At 40.5% G+C, this 19,070-nt stretch carries 13 protein-coding genes and 1 riboswitch; of the genes, 10 read left to right on the forward strand and 3 right to left on the reverse strand.

Annotated features, from left to right (window positions below):
* Positions 1-3 precede the first annotated feature (3 nt).
* Positions 4-555 (reverse strand): DNA topoisomerase family protein, encoded by a 552-nt coding sequence (locus CKV78_RS07855; RefSeq protein WP_005763646.1) that lies wholly within the window; start codon positions 553-555, stop codon positions 4-6.
* 18 nt (positions 556-573) lie between these two features.
* Positions 574-1,176 (reverse strand): Maf family protein, encoded by a 603-nt coding sequence (locus CKV78_RS07860; protein ID WP_005763648.1) that lies wholly within the window; start codon positions 1,174-1,176, stop codon positions 574-576.
* A gap of 98 nt (positions 1,177-1,274) precedes the next feature.
* On the opposite strand from CKV78_RS07860, the gene rmuC reads away from it, so the two are divergent.
* The 9 genes from rmuC (at position 1,275) to CKV78_RS07905 (ending at position 10,525) form a co-directional block, all read left to right on the forward strand.
* Positions 1,275-2,894 (forward strand): DNA recombination protein RmuC, encoded by a 1,620-nt coding sequence (gene rmuC, locus CKV78_RS07865; protein ID WP_005763650.1) that lies wholly within the window; start codon positions 1,275-1,277, stop codon positions 2,892-2,894.
* A gap of 84 nt (positions 2,895-2,978) precedes the next feature.
* Positions 2,979-3,082: riboswitch (TPP riboswitch) on the forward strand.
* A 78-nt stretch (positions 3,083-3,160) separates the two neighbouring features.
* The gene (locus CKV78_RS07870; RefSeq protein WP_005763652.1) at positions 3,161-3,883 is read left to right on the forward strand and encodes an ABC transporter ATP-binding protein; all 723 of its coding nucleotides are present in this window, start codon (positions 3,161-3,163) and stop codon (positions 3,881-3,883) included.
* A complete protein-coding gene (locus tag CKV78_RS07875; RefSeq protein WP_005763654.1) occupies positions 3,883-4,635 on the forward strand; it encodes an ABC transporter permease in 753 nt (250 codons plus the stop codon). Before CKV78_RS07870 ends, CKV78_RS07875 begins: the two co-directional genes overlap by 1 nt.
* A gap of 125 nt (positions 4,636-4,760) precedes the next feature.
* Positions 4,761-5,414 (forward strand): thiaminase II, encoded by a 654-nt coding sequence (tenA, locus tag CKV78_RS07880; RefSeq protein ID WP_005763656.1) that lies wholly within the window; start codon positions 4,761-4,763, stop codon positions 5,412-5,414.
* A 22-nt stretch (positions 5,415-5,436) separates the two neighbouring features.
* Positions 5,437-6,384, forward strand: coding sequence for an ABC transporter substrate-binding protein (locus CKV78_RS07885; RefSeq protein ID WP_005763657.1), 948 nt, complete (start codon positions 5,437-5,439; stop codon positions 6,382-6,384).
* A gap of 518 nt (positions 6,385-6,902) precedes the next feature.
* Positions 6,903-7,706, forward strand: coding sequence for a hydroxyethylthiazole kinase (thiM, locus tag CKV78_RS07890; protein WP_005763660.1), 804 nt, complete (start codon positions 6,903-6,905; stop codon positions 7,704-7,706).
* A complete protein-coding gene (gene thiD, locus CKV78_RS07895; RefSeq protein ID WP_005763661.1) occupies positions 7,699-8,511 on the forward strand; it encodes a bifunctional hydroxymethylpyrimidine kinase/phosphomethylpyrimidine kinase in 813 nt (270 codons plus the stop codon). The genes thiM and thiD overlap by 8 nt, the downstream gene beginning before the upstream one ends.
* A 54-nt stretch (positions 8,512-8,565) precedes the next feature.
* Positions 8,566-9,228 (forward strand): thiamine phosphate synthase, encoded by a 663-nt coding sequence (thiE, locus tag CKV78_RS07900; protein WP_032855412.1) that lies wholly within the window; start codon positions 8,566-8,568, stop codon positions 9,226-9,228.
* Positions 9,221-10,525: an MFS transporter gene (locus CKV78_RS07905; protein ID WP_005763665.1), complete on the forward strand. Its 1,305-nt coding sequence runs from the start codon at positions 9,221-9,223 to the stop codon at positions 10,523-10,525. The genes thiE and CKV78_RS07905 overlap by 8 nt, the downstream gene beginning before the upstream one ends.
* A 55-nt stretch (positions 10,526-10,580) precedes the next feature.
* On the opposite strand, the gene CKV78_RS07910 is transcribed toward CKV78_RS07905, so the two are convergent.
* On the reverse strand, positions 10,581-18,161 hold the full coding sequence (locus tag CKV78_RS07910) for a YadA-like family protein (RefSeq protein ID WP_095075299.1): 7,581 nt from the start codon (positions 18,159-18,161) through the stop codon (positions 10,581-10,583).
* Between the two features lie 310 nt (positions 18,162-18,471).
* Between CKV78_RS07910 and CKV78_RS07915 the strand changes: the two genes are divergently transcribed.
* A complete protein-coding gene (locus CKV78_RS07915; RefSeq protein ID WP_005763670.1) occupies positions 18,472-19,032 on the forward strand; it encodes a TIGR00645 family protein in 561 nt (186 codons plus the stop codon).
* Positions 19,033-19,070 lie beyond the last annotated feature (38 nt).

The following is a 19,070-nucleotide window of genomic DNA, read 5'->3' on the forward strand; positions in this document are numbered from 1 at the left end:
AAATTAAATTTCCGAGTCAAAAATATAGCGACAACTTTTATTCGCACATTGAAAAGTGCGGTGAGTTTCCGTTTCTTTTTTCAATGTACAAACTGGGCTTTCACACGCAGGACAAGCCACTAAATACGGCTTACTAGGTAACGTAAATTTACATTGAGGATAGCGATTACAACCATAAAACACTTTGCCTTGACGCCCACGACGTGCCACCAATTCGCCTTTTTGGCATTCAGGACAAGGAACCGTTTCTTGCGCCTGCTCCTCTGGTTCATCGTGAACTACAAAATGACATTCTGGGTAATTGCTGCAGCCAATGAACATACCAAAATGTCCTTGTTTTAATACTAACGGATACTGGCATTCTGGACATTGCTGTTCTAACACTTTCAGAATTTTGCTTTCAGAATGTGATTGTAAAGGTCTTAAATAATCACAAGCAGGGTACGCGCTACAACCTAAAAACAAGCCTTTTTTACCCTGTTTGACCTGCAATAAAGCGTTGCAAACGGGGCAATGTTCTTCTTGTTTTGTATGTTGAAAAAGGCGTTCGCTCATTGGTGTTCCTCAGTTAAATTAAAACAATTCTACCCCAAACGTCTTCAATAATGCCACGCTTTCAAACACAGGCAACCCCATTACACCCGTAAAACTGCCCTCAATATGCTCAATAAACGCACCGCCTAATTGCTGAATCCCATAAGCACCTGCTTTATCCATCGGTTCGCCTGTTGCGATATAGCCTTGAATCTCATTTTCCGTTAAGGTTTTAAAATGTACTTTGCTGATTTGCACTGCTGTTTTCATTTGCTGATCATTCGCAACACAAATCGCCGTAATCACCTGATGTGCTCTGCCTGACAACGCACGCAACATCTGTGCTGCATCAGTTTCATTTTCTGGCTTGCCTAAAATGTTATCATCTAAAATCACTGAGGTATCCGCAGAAAGAAAGGGCAAGTGCGGTACATTTTTCGCAAGTTTTTCCTGTTGCCACTTTTGGCGTGCTGCGTGATTTTTCTCAATCGCCATACGCAATACATAATCCGCGCCCTTTTCATTCGCTAGCGGCGTTTCATCAATATCGCAGCAAAACACGTCAAATTTAAAGCCGAGATTTTGCAAAATCTGTGCACGACGTGGGCTACTTGAGGCAAGGTAAAATTGGGAATGAGACATAAGCCAACCTGATAAATAAAAAAGATTATAACCTGTTAGGATAAATCCGCCACTTTCCTTTATACTTTAATCCTTCGTTAAACTTATGGAAAGACTTTATGCTATTTGAACTGACCGCCTCACAATCCCTGCTGATTATTGGTGCTCTGACTTTTTGTTGTGTCATTTTATTGTTTATCAGCGCGCGTCGTAAACGTGACAGCCAAGAATTGCAACAAGATCTCAATAAAACCATCGAAGATTTCAATCAATTATTAAGCAAATTTGAAGCATTGCAACAAACCAAAAGCCAACTTGAACAAGCAGTGGTGAAATATCAAACTAATGCGGAAGGGTTACAAGTGCGTTTGATTGAACGTGATGAAAAGTTAGGGTATTTGCAAAAAGAACTTGATGAAGAACAAGCTCGTCATAATGAAATTTCAGAAAAAATCACCGCACTTAAAGAACGCTTTGGCATTGCTTCTGCGCAAGCGGAAAGTTTAGAAAAACAACTTGAACATAGCCAAAGCAATTTCTATCGCAAAGAGCAAGAGAATCGTGAATTAGTGGAAAAATTGACCGTACTTTCACAAGAATTTACTGAGCTAAAAACCACACTAGCGGAAAAAGAAAAAAACTTTGCCGAGCAACAACAAAATATTGAGCAAAGTAAGCAACAACTAAGCACAGAATTTCAAAATCTCGCCAACCGTATTTTAGAAGAAAAAAGCCGTAGCTTTAGCCAAAGCAATCAAACCGCATTGGACAGTTTGCTCAAGCCATTTCGTGAGCAAATTGAGGGTTTTCAAAAACGAGTGAATGAAATTCATTCTGAGTCAGTAAAAGGCAATGCGGGTTTAGAAGCGGAAATCAAAAAAGTGTTGGATATTGGCTTAAATATGTCTCAACAAGCGGATAATCTGGCGTCTGCGCTAAAAGGTGAAAAGAAAACCTTAGGTAATTGGGGTGAGGTGCAATTAGAACGTGCGTTACAATTAGCGGGCTTGATTGAAGGCGAACATTACGAAGCACAAGCGCATTTTAAAGACAGCGAAGGCAAACACAATTACCCTGATTTCATCTTGAATTTACCAGATAACAAACATTTGATTATCGACAGCAAAATGTCGTTGGTAGCCTATGAAAGTGCGGTCAATTCTGATGATGAAATACTGCGTCAGAGCAAACTACGTGAACATATCAAAGCGATTAAAAATCACATAGATGATCTGTCGCGCAAAGATTACAGCAACTTGATTGGAATGCGTAGCCCGAATTTTGTGCTGATGTTTATTGCCGTTGAGCCTGCCTATATCGAAGCCATGAAAATGGATCCAAGCCTATTTAATTATGGCTATGAGAAAAATGTGATTCTAGTGTCGCACACCACTTTAATGCCAATTTTACGCACAGTGGCAAACTTATGGCGTATCGAACGTGGCAATGCAGAAGCAAAAGAAATCAGTGCTCGTGCTGGAGAAATTTACAATCAAATTTGCGTCGTTGCGGAGCGTCTTAGCAAGCTCGGTAACACACTTTCCACTGTAAGTTCGCACTATAACAACACCGTGACGGCTCTAGTTGGTCAACAAGGCTTAGTCGGCAAAGTTGAACGTTTCAAAGACCTCTCCGCCAAAGCCAACAAAGTCATGCCAAACGTCGAACTGTTACACAATGATGTAGAAGTAGAACGCTTGCAAGTGGTTAAAATTGAAGAAAAAATAGACAACAAATAGCCGCAATATAAATTAATAACGTGACAAAGATCACATTTCTTTAACAAATATCTTCTCTTTTTAGTAGAGTAAGGTAGTCTTATCGCACTTTAGTCGGGGTGCCTTACGTTGGTAAAACGTAAAGCTGAGATGATACCCGTGAACCTGATACAGCTAATACTGACGTAGGAAACTAATTATGCGAACACTTTCATTTTCTTTGATTTTTTCAACTTCCTTATCTCGCTTATTCCTATTTCAACGCTAATTAATTTATTGTTAATACAATGAATGCAGTTGAAATTCGTTCACTCACATTGACCTATAACCAAGAACCTTTGTTCTTAGGGTTTGATTTTGCTTTACCTAAAGGAAAGTGGACAAGTATTTTGGGTGCTTCTGGTGTGGGAAAATCCACATTGTTGCGCGCTATTGCAGGGCTTGAGAATGAGGCGAAAGCGCAAGGGGAGATTTGTTTTCCGCATAATGAAAAAATCAGCTATATGGCACAACAAGATGCGTTATATCCTTGGTTGTCTGTCATTGATAACGTTCAATTGGCTCAACATCTAACCCATTCAAAAACGTTAGAAACACAAACCCAAGCACAGCAGTTGTTAGCTGCGGTCAAAATGGATATGCACCAACACAAGGCTTGTTATCATTTATCTGGTGGACAAAGACAGCGTGTCGCCCTTGCCCGTACATTAATGCAAGACGCAGAAATTGTTTTAATGGATGAACCTTTTTCGGCATTGGACGCCGTCACCCGTTTGCAATTGCAAAATCTCGCTTGTGAGTTGCTAAAACACAAGACCGTTTTATTAATCACCCATGATCCGCAAGAGGCGATTCGATTAAGTGATGAAATCTATGTGTTACAAAATTATCCCGCGACGCTTTCAGAGAAAATCGCCCCCACTGGCACGGCTCCTCGTGAATTAGTGCAAGATGATTTGTGGCAATTGCAGCAGCATTTACTTACTCAGTTAATGAAAGGGGCGGAATAATGCAAATCAAAACGCTCCTTAAAGTCACGCTACTTTCATTATTATTGCTTGGATTATGGCAAAGTGCGGTCAGTTTTTTTGATGTTCCACGCTATATGTTGCCACCACCTACCGAAGTTTTCGACCAACTTGCTAGCCGCTACGATTTATTGTGGGAACACGCACAAGTGACCTTATTAGAAATTGGGCTAGGGCTATTTTTAGGCGTCACATTAGGGCTGATTTCCGCTCTACTTTTGAGTTTATCGCGCCATTTATCCGCATTTTTATTACCGTTATTAGTCATTTCGCAAGCCATTCCTGTTTTTGCGATCGCACCGTTATTGGTGCTGTGGTTTGGCTATGGGTTAGCTTCCAAAATCGTAATGACGGTGCTGATTATTTATTTCCCTGTTACCGCTGCTTGTTATGACGGCTTACGCAACACACCAAACCAATGGTTAGAGCTGGCAAAAACCATGCAAATATCACTGCTTCCGATGTTATTTAAAGTGAGATTACCCGCTGCATTGCCCTCTTTTGCATCAGGCTTACGCATTGCAGTATCCGTAGCACCTATCGGGGCGATTGTCGGCGAGTGGGTTGGTTCATCACAGGGACTCGGCTATTTAATGCTCCACGCTAACGCTAGAATGCAAGTGGATTTAATGTTTGCGGCGTTATTCGTTTTAATGATTATCAGCTTGTGTTTGTATTTCAACGTGGATTATTTACTGAACAAATGGCTACCTTGGGTGAGGTTTTTAAAATAATCAGTCAAAAGAATAGCTTAACAATTTTTGAAAAAACAACCGCACTTTCATCATTAGTGAATTAGGTTCCTTTTCTTTGGCGAAACAAAGAAAAGGAATAAACAAAATCAAAAAGGAATACAACGATGTCAACAACACAACAACTTATCAACAATGCAGGGCAATATTGGCAAGAGTATGTGCATCACACCTTTGTTCAACAACTGGCAAATGGCACGTTGCCGAAAGCCTGTTTCCAACATTATCTAAAGCAAGATTATTTATTCCTGTTTCAATACAACCGTGCACTGTCATTGGGTATTTATAAAGCCGAAAATTTTGCCCAAATGAAAACGGCTCACGAGGCAATCGGTGCATTGTTGCACGAAATTCAATTACATATTCAATTCTGTGGAAACTGGGGAATTGATGAAAAAACGTTATTCAGCACTGAAGAATCTGCCGCTTGTGTGGCTTACACACGTTATGTGTTAGACGCTGGAATGACTGGCGGTCTAGCTGAGCTTTATACTGCTATCGCCCCTTGCGCTATTGGTTATGCAGTGATTGCAAAACACATCGTAGAAAGTGGTGTAAGCCCCGAAAACAACCCGTATCAGGCATGGATTGATGCTTATTCAGGTGAGGAATTTCAAACTGCTGCACAAAATGCAATTGAAGCATTAGATGCGTTATGTGCAGGTTTAACCGATACACAACTTGCTAAATTACAACAGATTTTTAATACCGCAACCCGTATGGAATCTGCATTTTGGCAAATGGGATTAGATTTAAGCTAACAAGAAAAAAGGAGACAAATACATGCAAAACATCGTGAAAAATACGCTTACAGTTGCGCTCGCAATGGGCGTGAGCCTTTCTGTATCTGCCAAAGAAAAATTAACTTTATTGCTCGATTGGTTTGTAAACCCAGATCACGCAGCCATTATCGTGGCACAACAAAAAGGTTATTTTGAACAACATGGCTTAGAGGTTGAAATTGTTGAGCCTGCCGATCCTTCTCTACCGCCAAAATTAGTGGCGGCAGGTAAAGCGGATTTAGCCGTTGATTACCAACCACAGTTACAAATCCAAGTGGCAGAAGATTTACCGCTCACTCGTGTTGGCACCTTAGTAGCAACGCCATTAAATACGTTGATTGTGTTAGAAAAAAGTGACATCAAAACCCTAGCCGATTTAAAAGGCAAAAAAATTGGTTATTCAGTGAGTGGCTTTGAAGACTCATTGTTAAAAGCCATGTTGAAGTCCGCAGGTTTGACTAGCAAAGATGTGGAAATGGTGAACGTCAACTGGTCACTTTCCCCGTCTGTGATTAGCGGTCAAGTGGACGCTGTGGTCGGCGGTTTCCGTAACTTTGAATTAAACCAAATGCAATTAGAAAAACAACCAGGTCGCGCGTTCTATCCGGAGGAAAACGGGGTGCCGGTATATGATGAGTTAATTTTAGTGGCAAACAAAACATCAATGACAAAAGAAAAAATTAGCAAATTTTTAACCGCACTTGAGCAAGCTACCATTTACACTATGAACCACCCTGACGATGCGTGGAAATCATTCGTGGCGTACAAACCAAAAGAATTAGATAACGACCTCAACCGTTTAGCGTGGAAAGATACTCTACCTCGTTTAGCCTTACGTCCAAGAGCGTTAGACAGCCACCGCTATGAAAGAATGGCGGAATTTTTGAAAGAAAATGGCTTAACGAAAGTGGTTAAACCGTTGAGTGATTATGCGGTAGAAGTGAAATAGCTTCTTACTTTCTTTGCTTCGCCAAAGAAAGTAAGCAAAGAAAGGCGACCCTGATTTTTCTTTTCCCTTCGCTTATTGCTAACTTTTGGAACTAACTTTCCAAACTCACTTGCTTCGCAAGCTCAAACAAGGAAAGTTGTTCTCAAAAGTAAACGCAACCGCTACGGCGAAAAATAAGGGAATAAAAGAAAATAAATCTGATTTTAAAGAACAATTTAAATTCGGTTAAAAGTCATCGCACTTTTAATTAAAAAACTCGATAAAACGAGGCCCCGTGTAAGTTGCCCGAATGGAAAAGGCATTTTTAGGAAAATAAGGTTGCGTAGCGAAGTGAAGACAACTTATTTTCCGTTAAGAAAATGGCTTTGAAATGAGGAAAAGCAACTTAGTCGGGTCTGTTTTCTTTTTGCCTACCTTTGCTTTGCACAAGCAAAGAAAAAGTAGGTCGCACATCGTGCGAAACCCGATAGAACTAAACTGATAAAACTAAAACATCACAAAACAAAAGTACAACCAATATGTTAAAACCAAAATACCTACAAAAAATCAAATCTCAAAACCCTCTCATCCACAACATTACCAATGTGGTGGCTGCAAACTTCTCTGCCAATGGATTGCTTGCGATTGGGGCTTCGCCGTTAATGTCTGCTGCGATTGAAGAAATGGAGGAAGTGCCACGTATTAGCAATGCATTGGTGATTAATATCGGCACCTTAATGGGGAAAGAAGTCGCTGCAATGGTGTTAGCGGGTAAAACAGCAAACCAAGTGGGTATTCCAGTTGTGTTGGATCCCGTGGGAGTGGGAGCAACCCGTTTCCGTAAACAAACTGTCGCTACGTTATTAAAAGAAGTGAAATTTGCCACAATTCGTGGCAATGCCGGCGAGTTAGCCACAATTGCAGATGTGGACTGGAAAGCGAAAGGTGTGGATGCAGGCAACGGCAATGCTAATGTCGCAGAAATTGCTCGCATTGTTGCTGAAAAATATCACTGTGTAGTGATGATCAGCGGTGAAACGGACTATTTAAGTGATGGCAAACGCCATGTACAAATTCACAACGGCACACCACTATTCCCGAAGATTACGGCATCAGGTTGCTTATTAAGTGCAGTTTGTGGTGCGTTTTTAGCAGTAGCGAAACCTGAAGAATATTTTGATGCCATGGTTGAAGGTTGTACGACTTATGCCTTAGCTGGCGAGTTAGCTGCTAAACAATTAAGCGATACACAACACGGACAATTTTATGTGGGCTTATTAGATCAATTAGCCAGTATTTCCCCAGAACAAATTTCACAATTAGCGAGAGTATCTTATGAGTAATATTGCACAAGCCTTAACCATCGCAGGCTCTGATAGCGGTGGCGGTGCGGGTATCCAAGCGGACTTAAAAACCTTCCAAATGCGTGGTGTGTTTGGTACTTCGGCGATTACCGCCATTACTGCACAAAACACGTTGGGTGTGTTTGATATTCACCCGGTTCCATTAACGACGATTGAAGCACAGCTGAAAGCTATTGCGGACGATTTCCACATTTCGGCATTTAAAATCGGAATGTTAGGCACGGCAGAAATTATCGAATGTGTGGCGAATGCACTGAAAAAATACCAGTTTGGCAAAATGGTATTAGACCCCGTAATGATTGCAAAAGGTGGGGCACCGTTATTACAACAAAATGCAGTGAATGCGTTGAAACAGCATTTAGTGCCAATGGCAGAAGTGATTACACCAAACCTACCTGAGGCAGAAGCCTTAACAGGCATTAAAATTGTGGATGATAAGACCGCACTTGAGGCGGCAACCTTATTACAGCAAATGGGCGCAAAAAATATCGTGATTAAAGGCGGTCACACTGAAGATTCACAAAGCAGCGTTTGTCGTGACTGGATTTTCACCCCAACCGAAACCTTTTTCTTAGACAGCCCACGTTTCCCGACGAAACATACTCACGGTACAGGCTGTACCTTCTCAGCTTGTCTAGCGGCTGAATTAGCGAAAGGTAATTCTATTGTTGATGCAGTAAAAACCGCAAAGGCGTTTATTACCGCAGCGATTAGTGATCCATTAAACATTGGTCACGGACACGGACCGACAAACCATTGGGCCTATTCCAAAGTGGAAAAATAAATCGAATTTGCACAAAAGTGCGGTCAAAAAACACAACGTTTTGAAAGGATGTATATGAACAAAATTGAACAAGCAATGCGACTGTATTTTATCGCAGGCACACAAGACTGCCCGAATACAGGGGGAGATCCTGCTGAAAATCTATTGAGGATTTTAGAACAGGCATTAAAAGCGGGGATCACCTGTTATCAATTCCGCGAAAAAGGTAAAAAGTCCTTACAAGATCCAGTAAAAGTGAAAGAACTTGCGATGAAATGTCGCGATCTTTGTCGTCAATACAATGTGCCTTTTGTGGTGAATGATGACGTGCAACTGGCGATTGAAATTGGGGCTGACGGTATTCACGTTGGGCAAACAGATATGGCAGTCGCCGATGTTGCCGCACTTTGTCATAGCAAATGTTTTATTGGCACCTCCGTCAATACCCTTAATCAAGGGCTTGCCGCACAAGCTAACCCGCTTATTGATTATTTCGGCACGGGTCCCATTTTCCCAACCCAATCAAAAGAAGATCCAAAACCTGTTGTAGGTGTCGAATTCATTTCTACGATTCGCCAGAATGGGATCGATAAGCCAATCGTGGCAATTGGTGGTGTCACTGCTCAAAGTGCAGGAGAGCTACGTCAACGTGGTGCTAATGGCGTAGCTGTCATTTCCGCTATCGCACAATCAAATAACATCACAAAAACAGTTCAGGAGTTGCTAGGGAATGCGTAATAATCCGCGTAAAGTTGCTGTTGCGACGATGGTCGGCACTGCAATCGAATATTTTGATAATTATATTTATGCAATGGCCGCGGTGTTAATTTTTAACCACCAATTTTTTAACAGCGAAGATGCAATGTCGAATGATCTTGCCGCACTTTCTACTCTTGCACTGACCTTTTTCGCACGTCCGGTAGGTGCAGTATTATTTGGACATTTTGGCGATAAAGTTGGGCGTAAAAAAATGTTAGTTGCCTCTTTATTGTTAATGGGCTTCTCAACCATTTTGATTGGTTTACTCCCAACCTATTCTGATATTGGTATTTGGGCGACCATTTTGCTTTGCTTGTGTCGTGTGGGACAAGGCATTGGATTAGGTGGCGAATGGGCAGGGGCTGCATTAGTTGCGGTAGAAAATGCACCAACAGACAAACGCTCTTGGTTTGGTATTTTCCCTCAACTTGGCGCACCTATCGGCCTGTTGCTTGCTAACGGCGCATTTTTCTTAGTGGGTGCAATTTGGGGACAACAAGCAATGTTAGAATGGGCTTGGCGAATTCCGTTTTTATCTTCCATTGTGTTAGTTGTTATTGGGCTGTATATGCGAGCTAAGCTCGAAGAAAGCCAAGTATTCTTAGAGGCGACAGAACAAGGCAGAAAACAAACTGTGCCAGTAAAATCCTTACTCAGTACTCATTTGCGTCCTTTTACCTTAGGCGTGTTAATCGCTAGCTCAGGCTATGTGCTGTTTTACATATTAGTGGCGTTTGCTCAACTTTATGTGAAAAATGCCCCAACTGTATCCGAAGCAGGTCACGCACTTGGGCTTGGATTACCAGCGAATATGTTTACCTCTTACTTGTTGATCACATCTGTGATTTTCGCAATTTCCATTGCTTTATCTGGTATCTACGCAGAAAAATTTGGTCGCAAAAACTTGTTACTTTGGTCAACACTAGCCACCGCAATTTTTGGCTTAATGTTACCGCTCTTTTTAGGCGACGGGACGCCAACCAGTATTTTCTTATTCTTGGCATTAGGCTTTATTGTTCAAGGTTTGACTTTCGGACCAATGGCTGTGATGCTACCCGAATTATTTCCAACTGAAGTGCGTTATTCTGGTGCAGCACTATCTTACACTGTGGCAGGGATTGTAGGTGGAAGTGTATTTACAATTTTCTCTGTCAAACTCAATGCAAACTACGGTCTGATTAGCGTAGGAGCTTACTTAGCGGCGATGTCGCTTGTTTCAGTCATTGCCTTATATTTTACCCCTGAAACCAAAGGGCGTAATTTATCATCTAACTAAAACAGATAAAAAATGGCTGAGATCACTCAGCCATTTTTCTTTTCTACTATTAAACTTACCAAGCCCAACCTACACCAGCACCGATGTTGATATGACCCTGTGTATCTGCACTACCTGAAGCTTTAAAGCTAATATTGCCATTATCAGATACTCGGCTTAACCCTACGGCTACAGAAGATTGTCCACGATATGAACCCACTGCAATCGAGCCCATTGATTGCCCTTGTCTTAAAGCTTGTGGTAAGTTGGCAATCGCCGTTGCTCCCGCAATACCCGCACGTAAATCACGATTCATCGAATTCACATCTTTCGCAAGTTGAGTGACTCGGTTGTCAATTGCCATAATCTGTTTTTGATGATTTTGTTGAAGTTGGTCAACATAACGTTTATTCACCGCATCATCTGCTTTTGTTGGTGCTTTCAAGCCAGAAATCATACCAGAGCCATTACCATCTTTATCTCTCGCAAACTCCAACGATGGTGTCGCACCTGACTTAATCGCCACTTTCACATCACCTTGTTTATCTTTGATTGTTATCCCCTCACCGGTCATTTCAGCTGAACCTTTATCGCTTTCTGTCGTAACAGATTTCAAGCCTTTGAGTTTATCTGATAATTTAATAGATAACGTATGGTTTGTTTTATCTGCTTCAACTTTAATGTTGCCTGTCGCAGTCGTGGTACTATTGAATTTATCACCACTCGTGTTTTCTTCACCTTTAATTGTTAAGGTTTGACCTAGATTGCGATGCACTTCGTCGCCTTTAGCAGTATCATTGCCTGCAAAGTTCAATCCTTCGGCTTTAACATCCTTCAACTGTTTCACATTGACTGCGTCAGTGTCTTTCTCCCCAGCTTTCACATTGCTAATAATACGTGTTCTATTATTTGCAGGACGAAGCACAACTTTCTCATCATCTACCGCAGATGCTAGCTCTACACCCGGTTTTAACTTACCATTTGGACGTACATTTTCTACTGCATAGTAGCCATTGATAGCTTTACCATCACCGCTGACATAATCAACATAAACGAGTTTTTTGCCAGTTTCGCTATCAGCATATTCAAATGGCACATTGTTCTGAATATGATCAACATAATTTTTGTTGATTGCCGTTGAACCATCAGCATCATCTGCAACATCTTGCAAGCCATCAACTACACCTTTGTTATTAGCAAAGTGTAACTTATTATGCACTAACGTGGTTTTATCGCCTTTTTCATCACTAATTTCAAGACCAATAGTGCCGACTTTCGTAGCTGATTTGCTATCGTCTGATTTTAACGTGACTTCTTTAAATTCGGGACGTTCATTCAATGCCACCGAAATCGTGCCATTACCGGCATTATCAATGGTGTAACTGGTAGTTAAGTTTTTACCAACAAAAGATTGTTCGCCTTTTTTGATTTCTACTTTAGCAGATTTCACTTCGAGGGTTGAACCCAATGCCTGTTTACCTTGTTTATCATCTGCTCCAAAAGTTAAGCCTTTATCTACTAACTCATTGATATCTTGTACTTTTTTATCCACATAGTTTTTATTTGCCGCTAAAGAACCATCTGACTTATCATCAAGATCTTTAAGACCTGAAACTATACCGGTTCCCTTACCATCATCATCTTTTGCAAAAGCAATTTCTGGTTTGGTTTCGCCATTTTGATCTTTGCCGCCAATACCAATGACAGATTTACCATCTTTACCATTGATCGTCAGACCTTGTTTCGTCAATTGAGCATTAGCCTTATTATCTTGCGAATTTGGATCGCCCACAGTCACACCAGAAGCGTCTAATTTAGTTTGATCACCGTCCTTTTTAAATACCGCAGAAGAAAGATCTACAAGATCTTTAGCTAACTTAATTTCTAAACCATCGTTCGTCGCATTTTTTTCGACTTTCAGGTTTCCTGCTGCAGTATCACCTGTCAAATCACCTTCGCCAGTTAATTTCAAAGTAGATCCTAAAGTGCGGTCAATTTTTTGCTTATCATCGCCTTCAAAACTGAGACCTTGGTTAGTCATTGCAGAAGCAATAGCAGCTAAATCACTTACCGAAGCTGCTGAGTTTAATTTCTCTGTAGCCTTGTCTGCTTTTAACTTATTCAAGTTAGCCAATTTTTCAGCGTCTGTTGCACCTTCTAAAATTGGTGCTAAACCTGTAATACGGCGATTTTCACCATCAACTACTAATGTAGGTTGATTATTACCATTATTAAAGGTTAAAGACTTGTTAGTTAAATTAGAACTATGACCATTCCCCTCAGTTTGTAATCCTTGCGCTGTCAAAGTAGATTTGTTGCCGTTATCAACGGTTTCCACAGACGTTAAGCCTTTCAAGCTTTTCGCTACATCAACTGTAACCACACCATCTTCTGCAACAGTTGTAACGGTATTTGTGCCATTCACAAAATTTAAACCAGTATCTAGTGTAGTAGTTAAAGCACTACCACCATTTGCCTTATAGCTAAAGCTTGCTTTACCTATATTATTAGCGACATTACCTAATGCTTTGTCCAATGCAGTGATTGCATCGCTCATCGTCGCAGGATTTTTATCAGCGTCTGCCACTGAAGTGAGTGCTGGAATCTCAAGAGTAACAATACCATTCTGAATAGTGAATTTACCCAATTTCACTAAAAGTGCATTTAATTGCCCACCATTGATCGCATCAGTAGAAGTATCACTCACAGTACCTTTTTCTAAACCAGTGATTTTACCATCTTTACCAATAATGATTTTATGAGGTGTAGTTTCGCCAGCTTTAGTTGTTGCAATCTCAACCCCATTTTCAGTGAGCGAAACTGTTGTTGCTGCTTTACCATCAACTTTCGCTTCGCTAGCAATGGATTGAATGCCTTTCAATGCTTTAGCAAGTTTAATCACTAATTCATCGTTATTTGCAACAACAAATAAGTTATCTGCTGCACTCTCAAGTGCGGTTGAATTTTCTGAAGTTTCCCCTTTTATCACCAAAGTTTGACCTAGGGTTTTACTGATTGTTGGATCTGTATTGCCTTTAAATTTCAAACCTGCACTGGCGTTAGTCAATTCATTGATAAGCTCATCAACTTTCAATGACACAACAAATTTTTTACCACCAGTAGTATTTGTTTGATCAGAAGCTACTTGAATACTTCCACTACCCTCAACGGTTTCGAGCAAATTAATTTTTTGTTTCAGAGCATCATTTAATTTACTTTCCGCAATAGCACCTTCTTTAAGAGACAAACTCAGATCACTATCAATTAGCTTACCTGCACCTGTAACAGAAATTTCCGCATTACCATTAAGATTTCCACGAGTAATTTTATTTTCTTTTGTTGCAAGATCATCTTTACTCGCCGTATTTTGAATTTTTGTATAAGTATCTTTATCTAAACCAAATTCAATTTGCCCGTTCGCTTTATCTTTGAGTTCGATACCTTTTTTCGGTGTATCTGTTGCCTGATTAGTATCGGTCGCAGCTACAAAATTTAGACCTGTTGATAGATCTACTGGTTGTCCTGCAACACTATTGACCTTGTAACCAAGCTTATGAGCATCACCTTTTAATAAAGCTTTCACTTTGTCTGATAAATCAATTTCAACTTTATTGCCATATGCTTTTGTAGTGATAAATTTCTGTTCTCCAGAACCTGCACCTACAATGCTTAAATCTTCATTATCAAATTTAATACTTGGTAATTGATTGCTTTCTTTTGTAGTGTCATCGCCTTGGAATTTTAAATGTACTGCTTTGAGTTGTTTCACATTCACTGCATCATTATCGTGAGTACCACCTGCAACCCCAACAATTCTGCGATAAAATTGACCACGTTTACCCACAGATAAAACCCCATTACCTATATCATTTACTGATTCATTACTGAGATAAGCAGCATCATTTGTGAGATCAGATGTCATAACAGCACTATTGAAACCTAAAGCAATTGAGTTTTTAGCTTCACTCACTGCATTTGACCCGATTGCAAGCGCATTATCACTACTGACTCTAGCACTATGGCCAATTGCAATAGTCTCGGCATTATTTGCAATAGCAGAATCACCAAAAGCGATACTGAAGCGAGCTTTAGCTTGAGCCATACTACCAATGGCAATCGCATCTGCACCCGATGCACCCTTGCCTCGATAGTTCGCATTATTTGGATCAACATGACTATTCACACCATAATAACGGGTTGCATAAGTCAACTGTTTGATATTCGCTGCTTCATAATCATTCGCACCGCCTGCAACATGTAGGATTCTGCGTCTTAAACTCCCGTTACCAAGCGAAACAACACCATTTGCGACATCTGCATTTTCTTCACTGTGGTTATTCACAACACCAGCATTAGGATTTAAAAAAAGTGCTTTAGTATTCGTCGTGTAATTTTCATCTTGAGAATGGAAACCTAACGATACCGAGTATCTGTGGTGAGCAATCGCATAATCACCAATGGCGATCCCCGCATTGTTGTGCACTTTGGCGCCATAACCTAACGCAACCCCTTTTTCAGCACTTACAATAGCGCCATCACCAATTGAGACTGCTGATGTGCCTTTCGCCTCTGCGCTCCGCCCTATGGCAATCGCATCTGTACCCGATGCGCCTTTACCTCGATAGTTTGGATTATTGGTATCAACATGACTATTCACACCATAATAACGGGTTGCATAAGTCAGCTGTTTGATATTCGCTGCTTCATAATCATTCGCACCACCTGCAACATGTAGGATTCTGCGTCTTAAACTCCCGTTACCAAGCGAAACAACACCATTTGCGACATCTGCATTTTCTTCACTGTGGTTATTCACAACACCAGCATTAGGATTTAAAAAAAGTGCTTTAGTATTCGTCGTGTAATTTTCATCTTGAGAATGGAAACCTAACGATACCGAGTATCTGTGGTGAGCAATCGCATAATCACCAATGGCGATCCCCGCATTGTTGTGCACTTTGGCGCCATAACCTAACGCAACCCCTTTTTCAGCACTTACAATAGCGCCATCACCAATTGAGACTGCTGATGTGCCTTTCGCCTCTGCGCTCCGCCCTATGGCAATCGCATCTGTACCCGATGCGCCTTTACCTCGATAGTTTGGATTATTGGTATCAACATGACTATTCACACCATAATAACGGGTTGCATAAGTCAGCTGTTTGATATTCGCTGCTTCATAATCATTCGCACCACCTGCAACATGTAGGATTCTGCGTCTTAAACTCCCGTTACCAAGCGAAACAACACCATTTGCGACATCTGCATTTTCTTCACTGTGGTTATTCACAACACCAGCATTAGGATTTAAAAAAAGTGCTTTAGTATTCGTCGTGTAATTTTCATCTTGAGAATGGAAACCTAACGATACCGAGTATCTGTGGTGAGCAATCGCATAATCACCAATGGCGATCCCCGCATTGTTGTGCACTTTGGCGCCATAACCTAACGCAACCCCTTTTTCAGCACTTACAATAGCGCCATCACCAATTGAGACTGCTGATGTGCCTTTCGCCTCTGCGCTCCGCCCTATGGCAATCGCATCTGCACCCGATGCACCTTTACCTCTATAGTTCGCATTATTTGGCTCAACATGACTATTCACACCATAATAACGGGTTGCATAAGTCAATTGTCTAATATTGGCTGCATCATAGTCACCCGCCCCTCCAGCGACGTGCACAATACGACGGCGGAGCCCATGATGCCCTATTGATACTACCCCATTAGTGATATCTGCATTCGCCTCACTTTGATCATTCTCAATCCCTGCTTTCGCATTCAGGAAAATAGCTCGGGTATTTTGGTTGTAGCTTTCATCGACGGAATTTCGTCCCAGTGCCACAGAGTTGGCATTACTTGCTATAGCATAATCGCCTATTGCAACACCGCCATTTAGCTTAGCTTGGGCTCCATAACCTAATGCCACAGATTTTTCACCCATTGCAATCGCATTGTCACCCACTGCTAAACTAAAACGACCTTTACCCTGAGCGGCACTACCAATAGCAATCGCATATTCACCTGATGCCCCCTTGCCTCGATAGTTTGGATTATTGGTATCAACTGGAGTATTTACTCCATAATAACGTGTCGCATAAGTCAGCTGTTCTACATTAACTGCATCTGTGTTATCTGAACCCGCAGCCAAATGAATGATTCGGCGTTTTAAACTATTATTGCCAATTGAAAGGACACCATTATTCTTATCATTATTTTCGGTATATTGATTGATCTTACTTGGATTGTGATTTAAAAATGCACCTCGACTATTTTGATTATAATTTTGATCTTGTGAGTCTGAACCTAGTGCAATAGATTTTTGATTATGGGTTGCAGCACCGCGACCGAGCGCTACTCCCTCAACCTCTCGAGTTGCTGCTTGATATCCCAATGTAAGCCCATATTGTTTATGAGAAATAGCACTTCTACCAATTGCTAGAGAACCTTGTTCTTTAGCTTGAGCATCTATACCAAAGCTTAAACTTTCTCCTCCAGCAGATGATGCACCTTTACCAATTGCAATTGAGTCTGCACCTGTTGCACCATTACGATAGTAGTTTGCATCACCGGTATTATCAGATTTAAAAGAAATATAACGCACAGCAGATTTTACTTGTTTTACGTTGGCTGCATCGTAATCGTTATACCCACCTGCGACACCTATTAGCCGGCGTTTTATGCTTCCATTGGCAGTACCAAATGACACAATACCTTGACCACTATCATTTAATACGTCTGAACCGTGGTTTTCGAGAAAATAAGAATGGGTATTTGCAGCTAAAACATCGGCAGTTTGCACAACTGAGTTATAGCCTAGAGCAAGTGAGTTTTGTAGATTTGCCTTTGCATTTTGCCCAAATGCAATTGAGCGATGTGTTGTTGTAGTCTCTCCAACGAGAGCACCAGATCCAATAGCAATAGAAGACTCCCCATTGGTTCTGGCACCCACCCCAAAACTAAGCCCCTCTCGTGCAACTGATGATGCACGTTTACCTATCGCAATAGCATCTAGTCCTGTAGCTCCTTTTCCATCGTAATTTAGATCACCTGTATTATCTGATTGAATGGAAATATAACGCACAGCGGATTTTACTTGTTTTACGTTGGCTGCATCATAATCGTTATACCCACCTGCAACGCCTATTATACGGCGTTTAATATTTCCATCTGAGGTCCCCACTGATACGATACCTTGACCACTATCATTTAAATTATCAGAACTGTGGTTTTCGAGAAAATATGAACGTTTATTACTTAATACATCACTGACCTTAATTGATGAATTATAGCCAAGTGCAATTGAATTATTAATATTAACGGATGAATTGTAGCCAATAGCAACACTATTATTGATTGCTAAACTAGAAGAACTACCAACCCTAGCAGAACGGCCAATGGCGAGGGAATTACTTCCCTTTGTCAGGGCAGAAGGTCCAATACTGATACTGGCTTCATTTTCGGCTTTCGCACTTTTACCTAAGGTGATAGCATCTGTGCCTGTAGCTCCTCTTCCTTGATAATTACTGTCAGAGGGATGATTGGTATTTACGCCTAAATAATTATTTGTAGCTAAAGCCGAGATTGGAGATAAACAACTGGCAATGGCAAGAGATAAAAGGGTTCTTTTAAAAGTCCTTAGTGTTAAATAATCCATAATTTCCTATCCTATCCAAGAAATCCATATAAACACCCTAAATTAGTTCATTATATGCTCAATATGATAGAAAATATACAAACAAGTACAATTTTTAGCTAATTTTTAATATTAAAAAGAATAAAAAGATTAGTTTTTATGATTTTTATCAAAATAATAAGCTTGCTTATTTTGTATAAGAGAGGAATTTTCCATAAAAAATTACCGCACTTAACCAAACAAATTAAATTTCTCATAAATCCATTGAATTCTGCTTAAAAAACAGGTAATTTTCTGGGATCTTTTTTATTAGCAATAATCAATAAACAAAATGGAACAACACGCTCAAAATACCTCTATCAAATCAAAATCTGTACAATATCAAGCACCGAATATTATTAGCCAAATAATTTTCGCTAGCCGTTGGCTACAATTGCCTATTTATTTAGGTTTGATCATTGTTCAAGGCTTATATGCGTATAAGTTTATGAAATCTTTGTGGGAGTTGATGACAAACTTGCAAACAATGGATGCCAATATGATTATGCTTGCCGTCCTCAATTTAATTGATGTAGTAATGATCGCTAACTTACTGGTAATGGTGATTGTAGGCGGATATGAAATCTTTGTATCGAAATTGCGAACTAAAGATCACCCTGATGAGCCAGAATGGCTAAGCCACGTAAATGCCTCAGTGCTAAAAGTGAAATTATCAATGTCAATTATCAGCATTTCATCTATTCACTTGTTACAAACTTTTGTAAATGCAGCAAATATGGATGAAAAAACGATGATGTGGCAATTATTGCTTCATCTCGGTTTCTTAATTTCTGCAGTAGCAATGGCATATACTGACAAAATCTTATACAGCACGAGTCATAAAGGTCATTAATTAATAGTTCGAAAAGTAAAAATACCCTCAATATGTAC

The sequence above is a fragment of the Pasteurella dagmatis genome, from assembly GCF_900186835.1.
In the GTDB taxonomy this organism is placed as follows: Bacteria; Pseudomonadota; Gammaproteobacteria; order Enterobacterales; family Pasteurellaceae; genus Pasteurella; species Pasteurella dagmatis.

Excerpts from the sequence above, each read along its gene's own strand:
- CKV78_RS07870 (WP_005763652.1), top strand. The coding sequence starts at position 3,161 with ATGAATGCAGTTGAAATTCGTTCACTCACATTGACCTATAACCAAGAA.
- CKV78_RS07860 (WP_005763648.1), bottom strand. The coding sequence starts at position 1,176 with ATGTCTCATTCCCAATTTTACCTTGCCTCAAGTAGCCCACGTCGTGCA.
- thiM (WP_005763660.1), top strand. The coding sequence starts at position 6,903 with ATGTTAAAACCAAAATACCTACAAAAAATCAAATCTCAAAACCCTCTC.
- CKV78_RS07910 (WP_095075299.1), bottom strand. The coding sequence starts at position 18,161 with ATGGATTATTTAACACTAAGGACTTTTAAAAGAACCCTTTTATCTCTT.
- tenA (WP_005763656.1), top strand. The coding sequence starts at position 4,761 with ATGTCAACAACACAACAACTTATCAACAATGCAGGGCAATATTGGCAA.
- CKV78_RS07915 (WP_005763670.1), top strand. The coding sequence starts at position 18,472 with ATGGAACAACACGCTCAAAATACCTCTATCAAATCAAAATCTGTACAA.
- rmuC (WP_005763650.1), top strand. The coding sequence starts at position 1,275 with ATGCTATTTGAACTGACCGCCTCACAATCCCTGCTGATTATTGGTGCT.
- thiE (WP_032855412.1), top strand. The coding sequence starts at position 8,566 with ATGAACAAAATTGAACAAGCAATGCGACTGTATTTTATCGCAGGCACA.
- thiD (WP_005763661.1), top strand. The coding sequence starts at position 7,699 with ATGAGTAATATTGCACAAGCCTTAACCATCGCAGGCTCTGATAGCGGT.
- CKV78_RS07875 (WP_005763654.1), top strand. The coding sequence starts at position 3,883 with ATGCAAATCAAAACGCTCCTTAAAGTCACGCTACTTTCATTATTATTG.
- CKV78_RS07905 (WP_005763665.1), top strand. The coding sequence starts at position 9,221 with ATGCGTAATAATCCGCGTAAAGTTGCTGTTGCGACGATGGTCGGCACT.
- CKV78_RS07855 (WP_005763646.1), bottom strand. The coding sequence starts at position 555 with ATGAGCGAACGCCTTTTTCAACATACAAAACAAGAAGAACATTGCCCC.
- CKV78_RS07885 (WP_005763657.1), top strand. The coding sequence starts at position 5,437 with ATGCAAAACATCGTGAAAAATACGCTTACAGTTGCGCTCGCAATGGGC.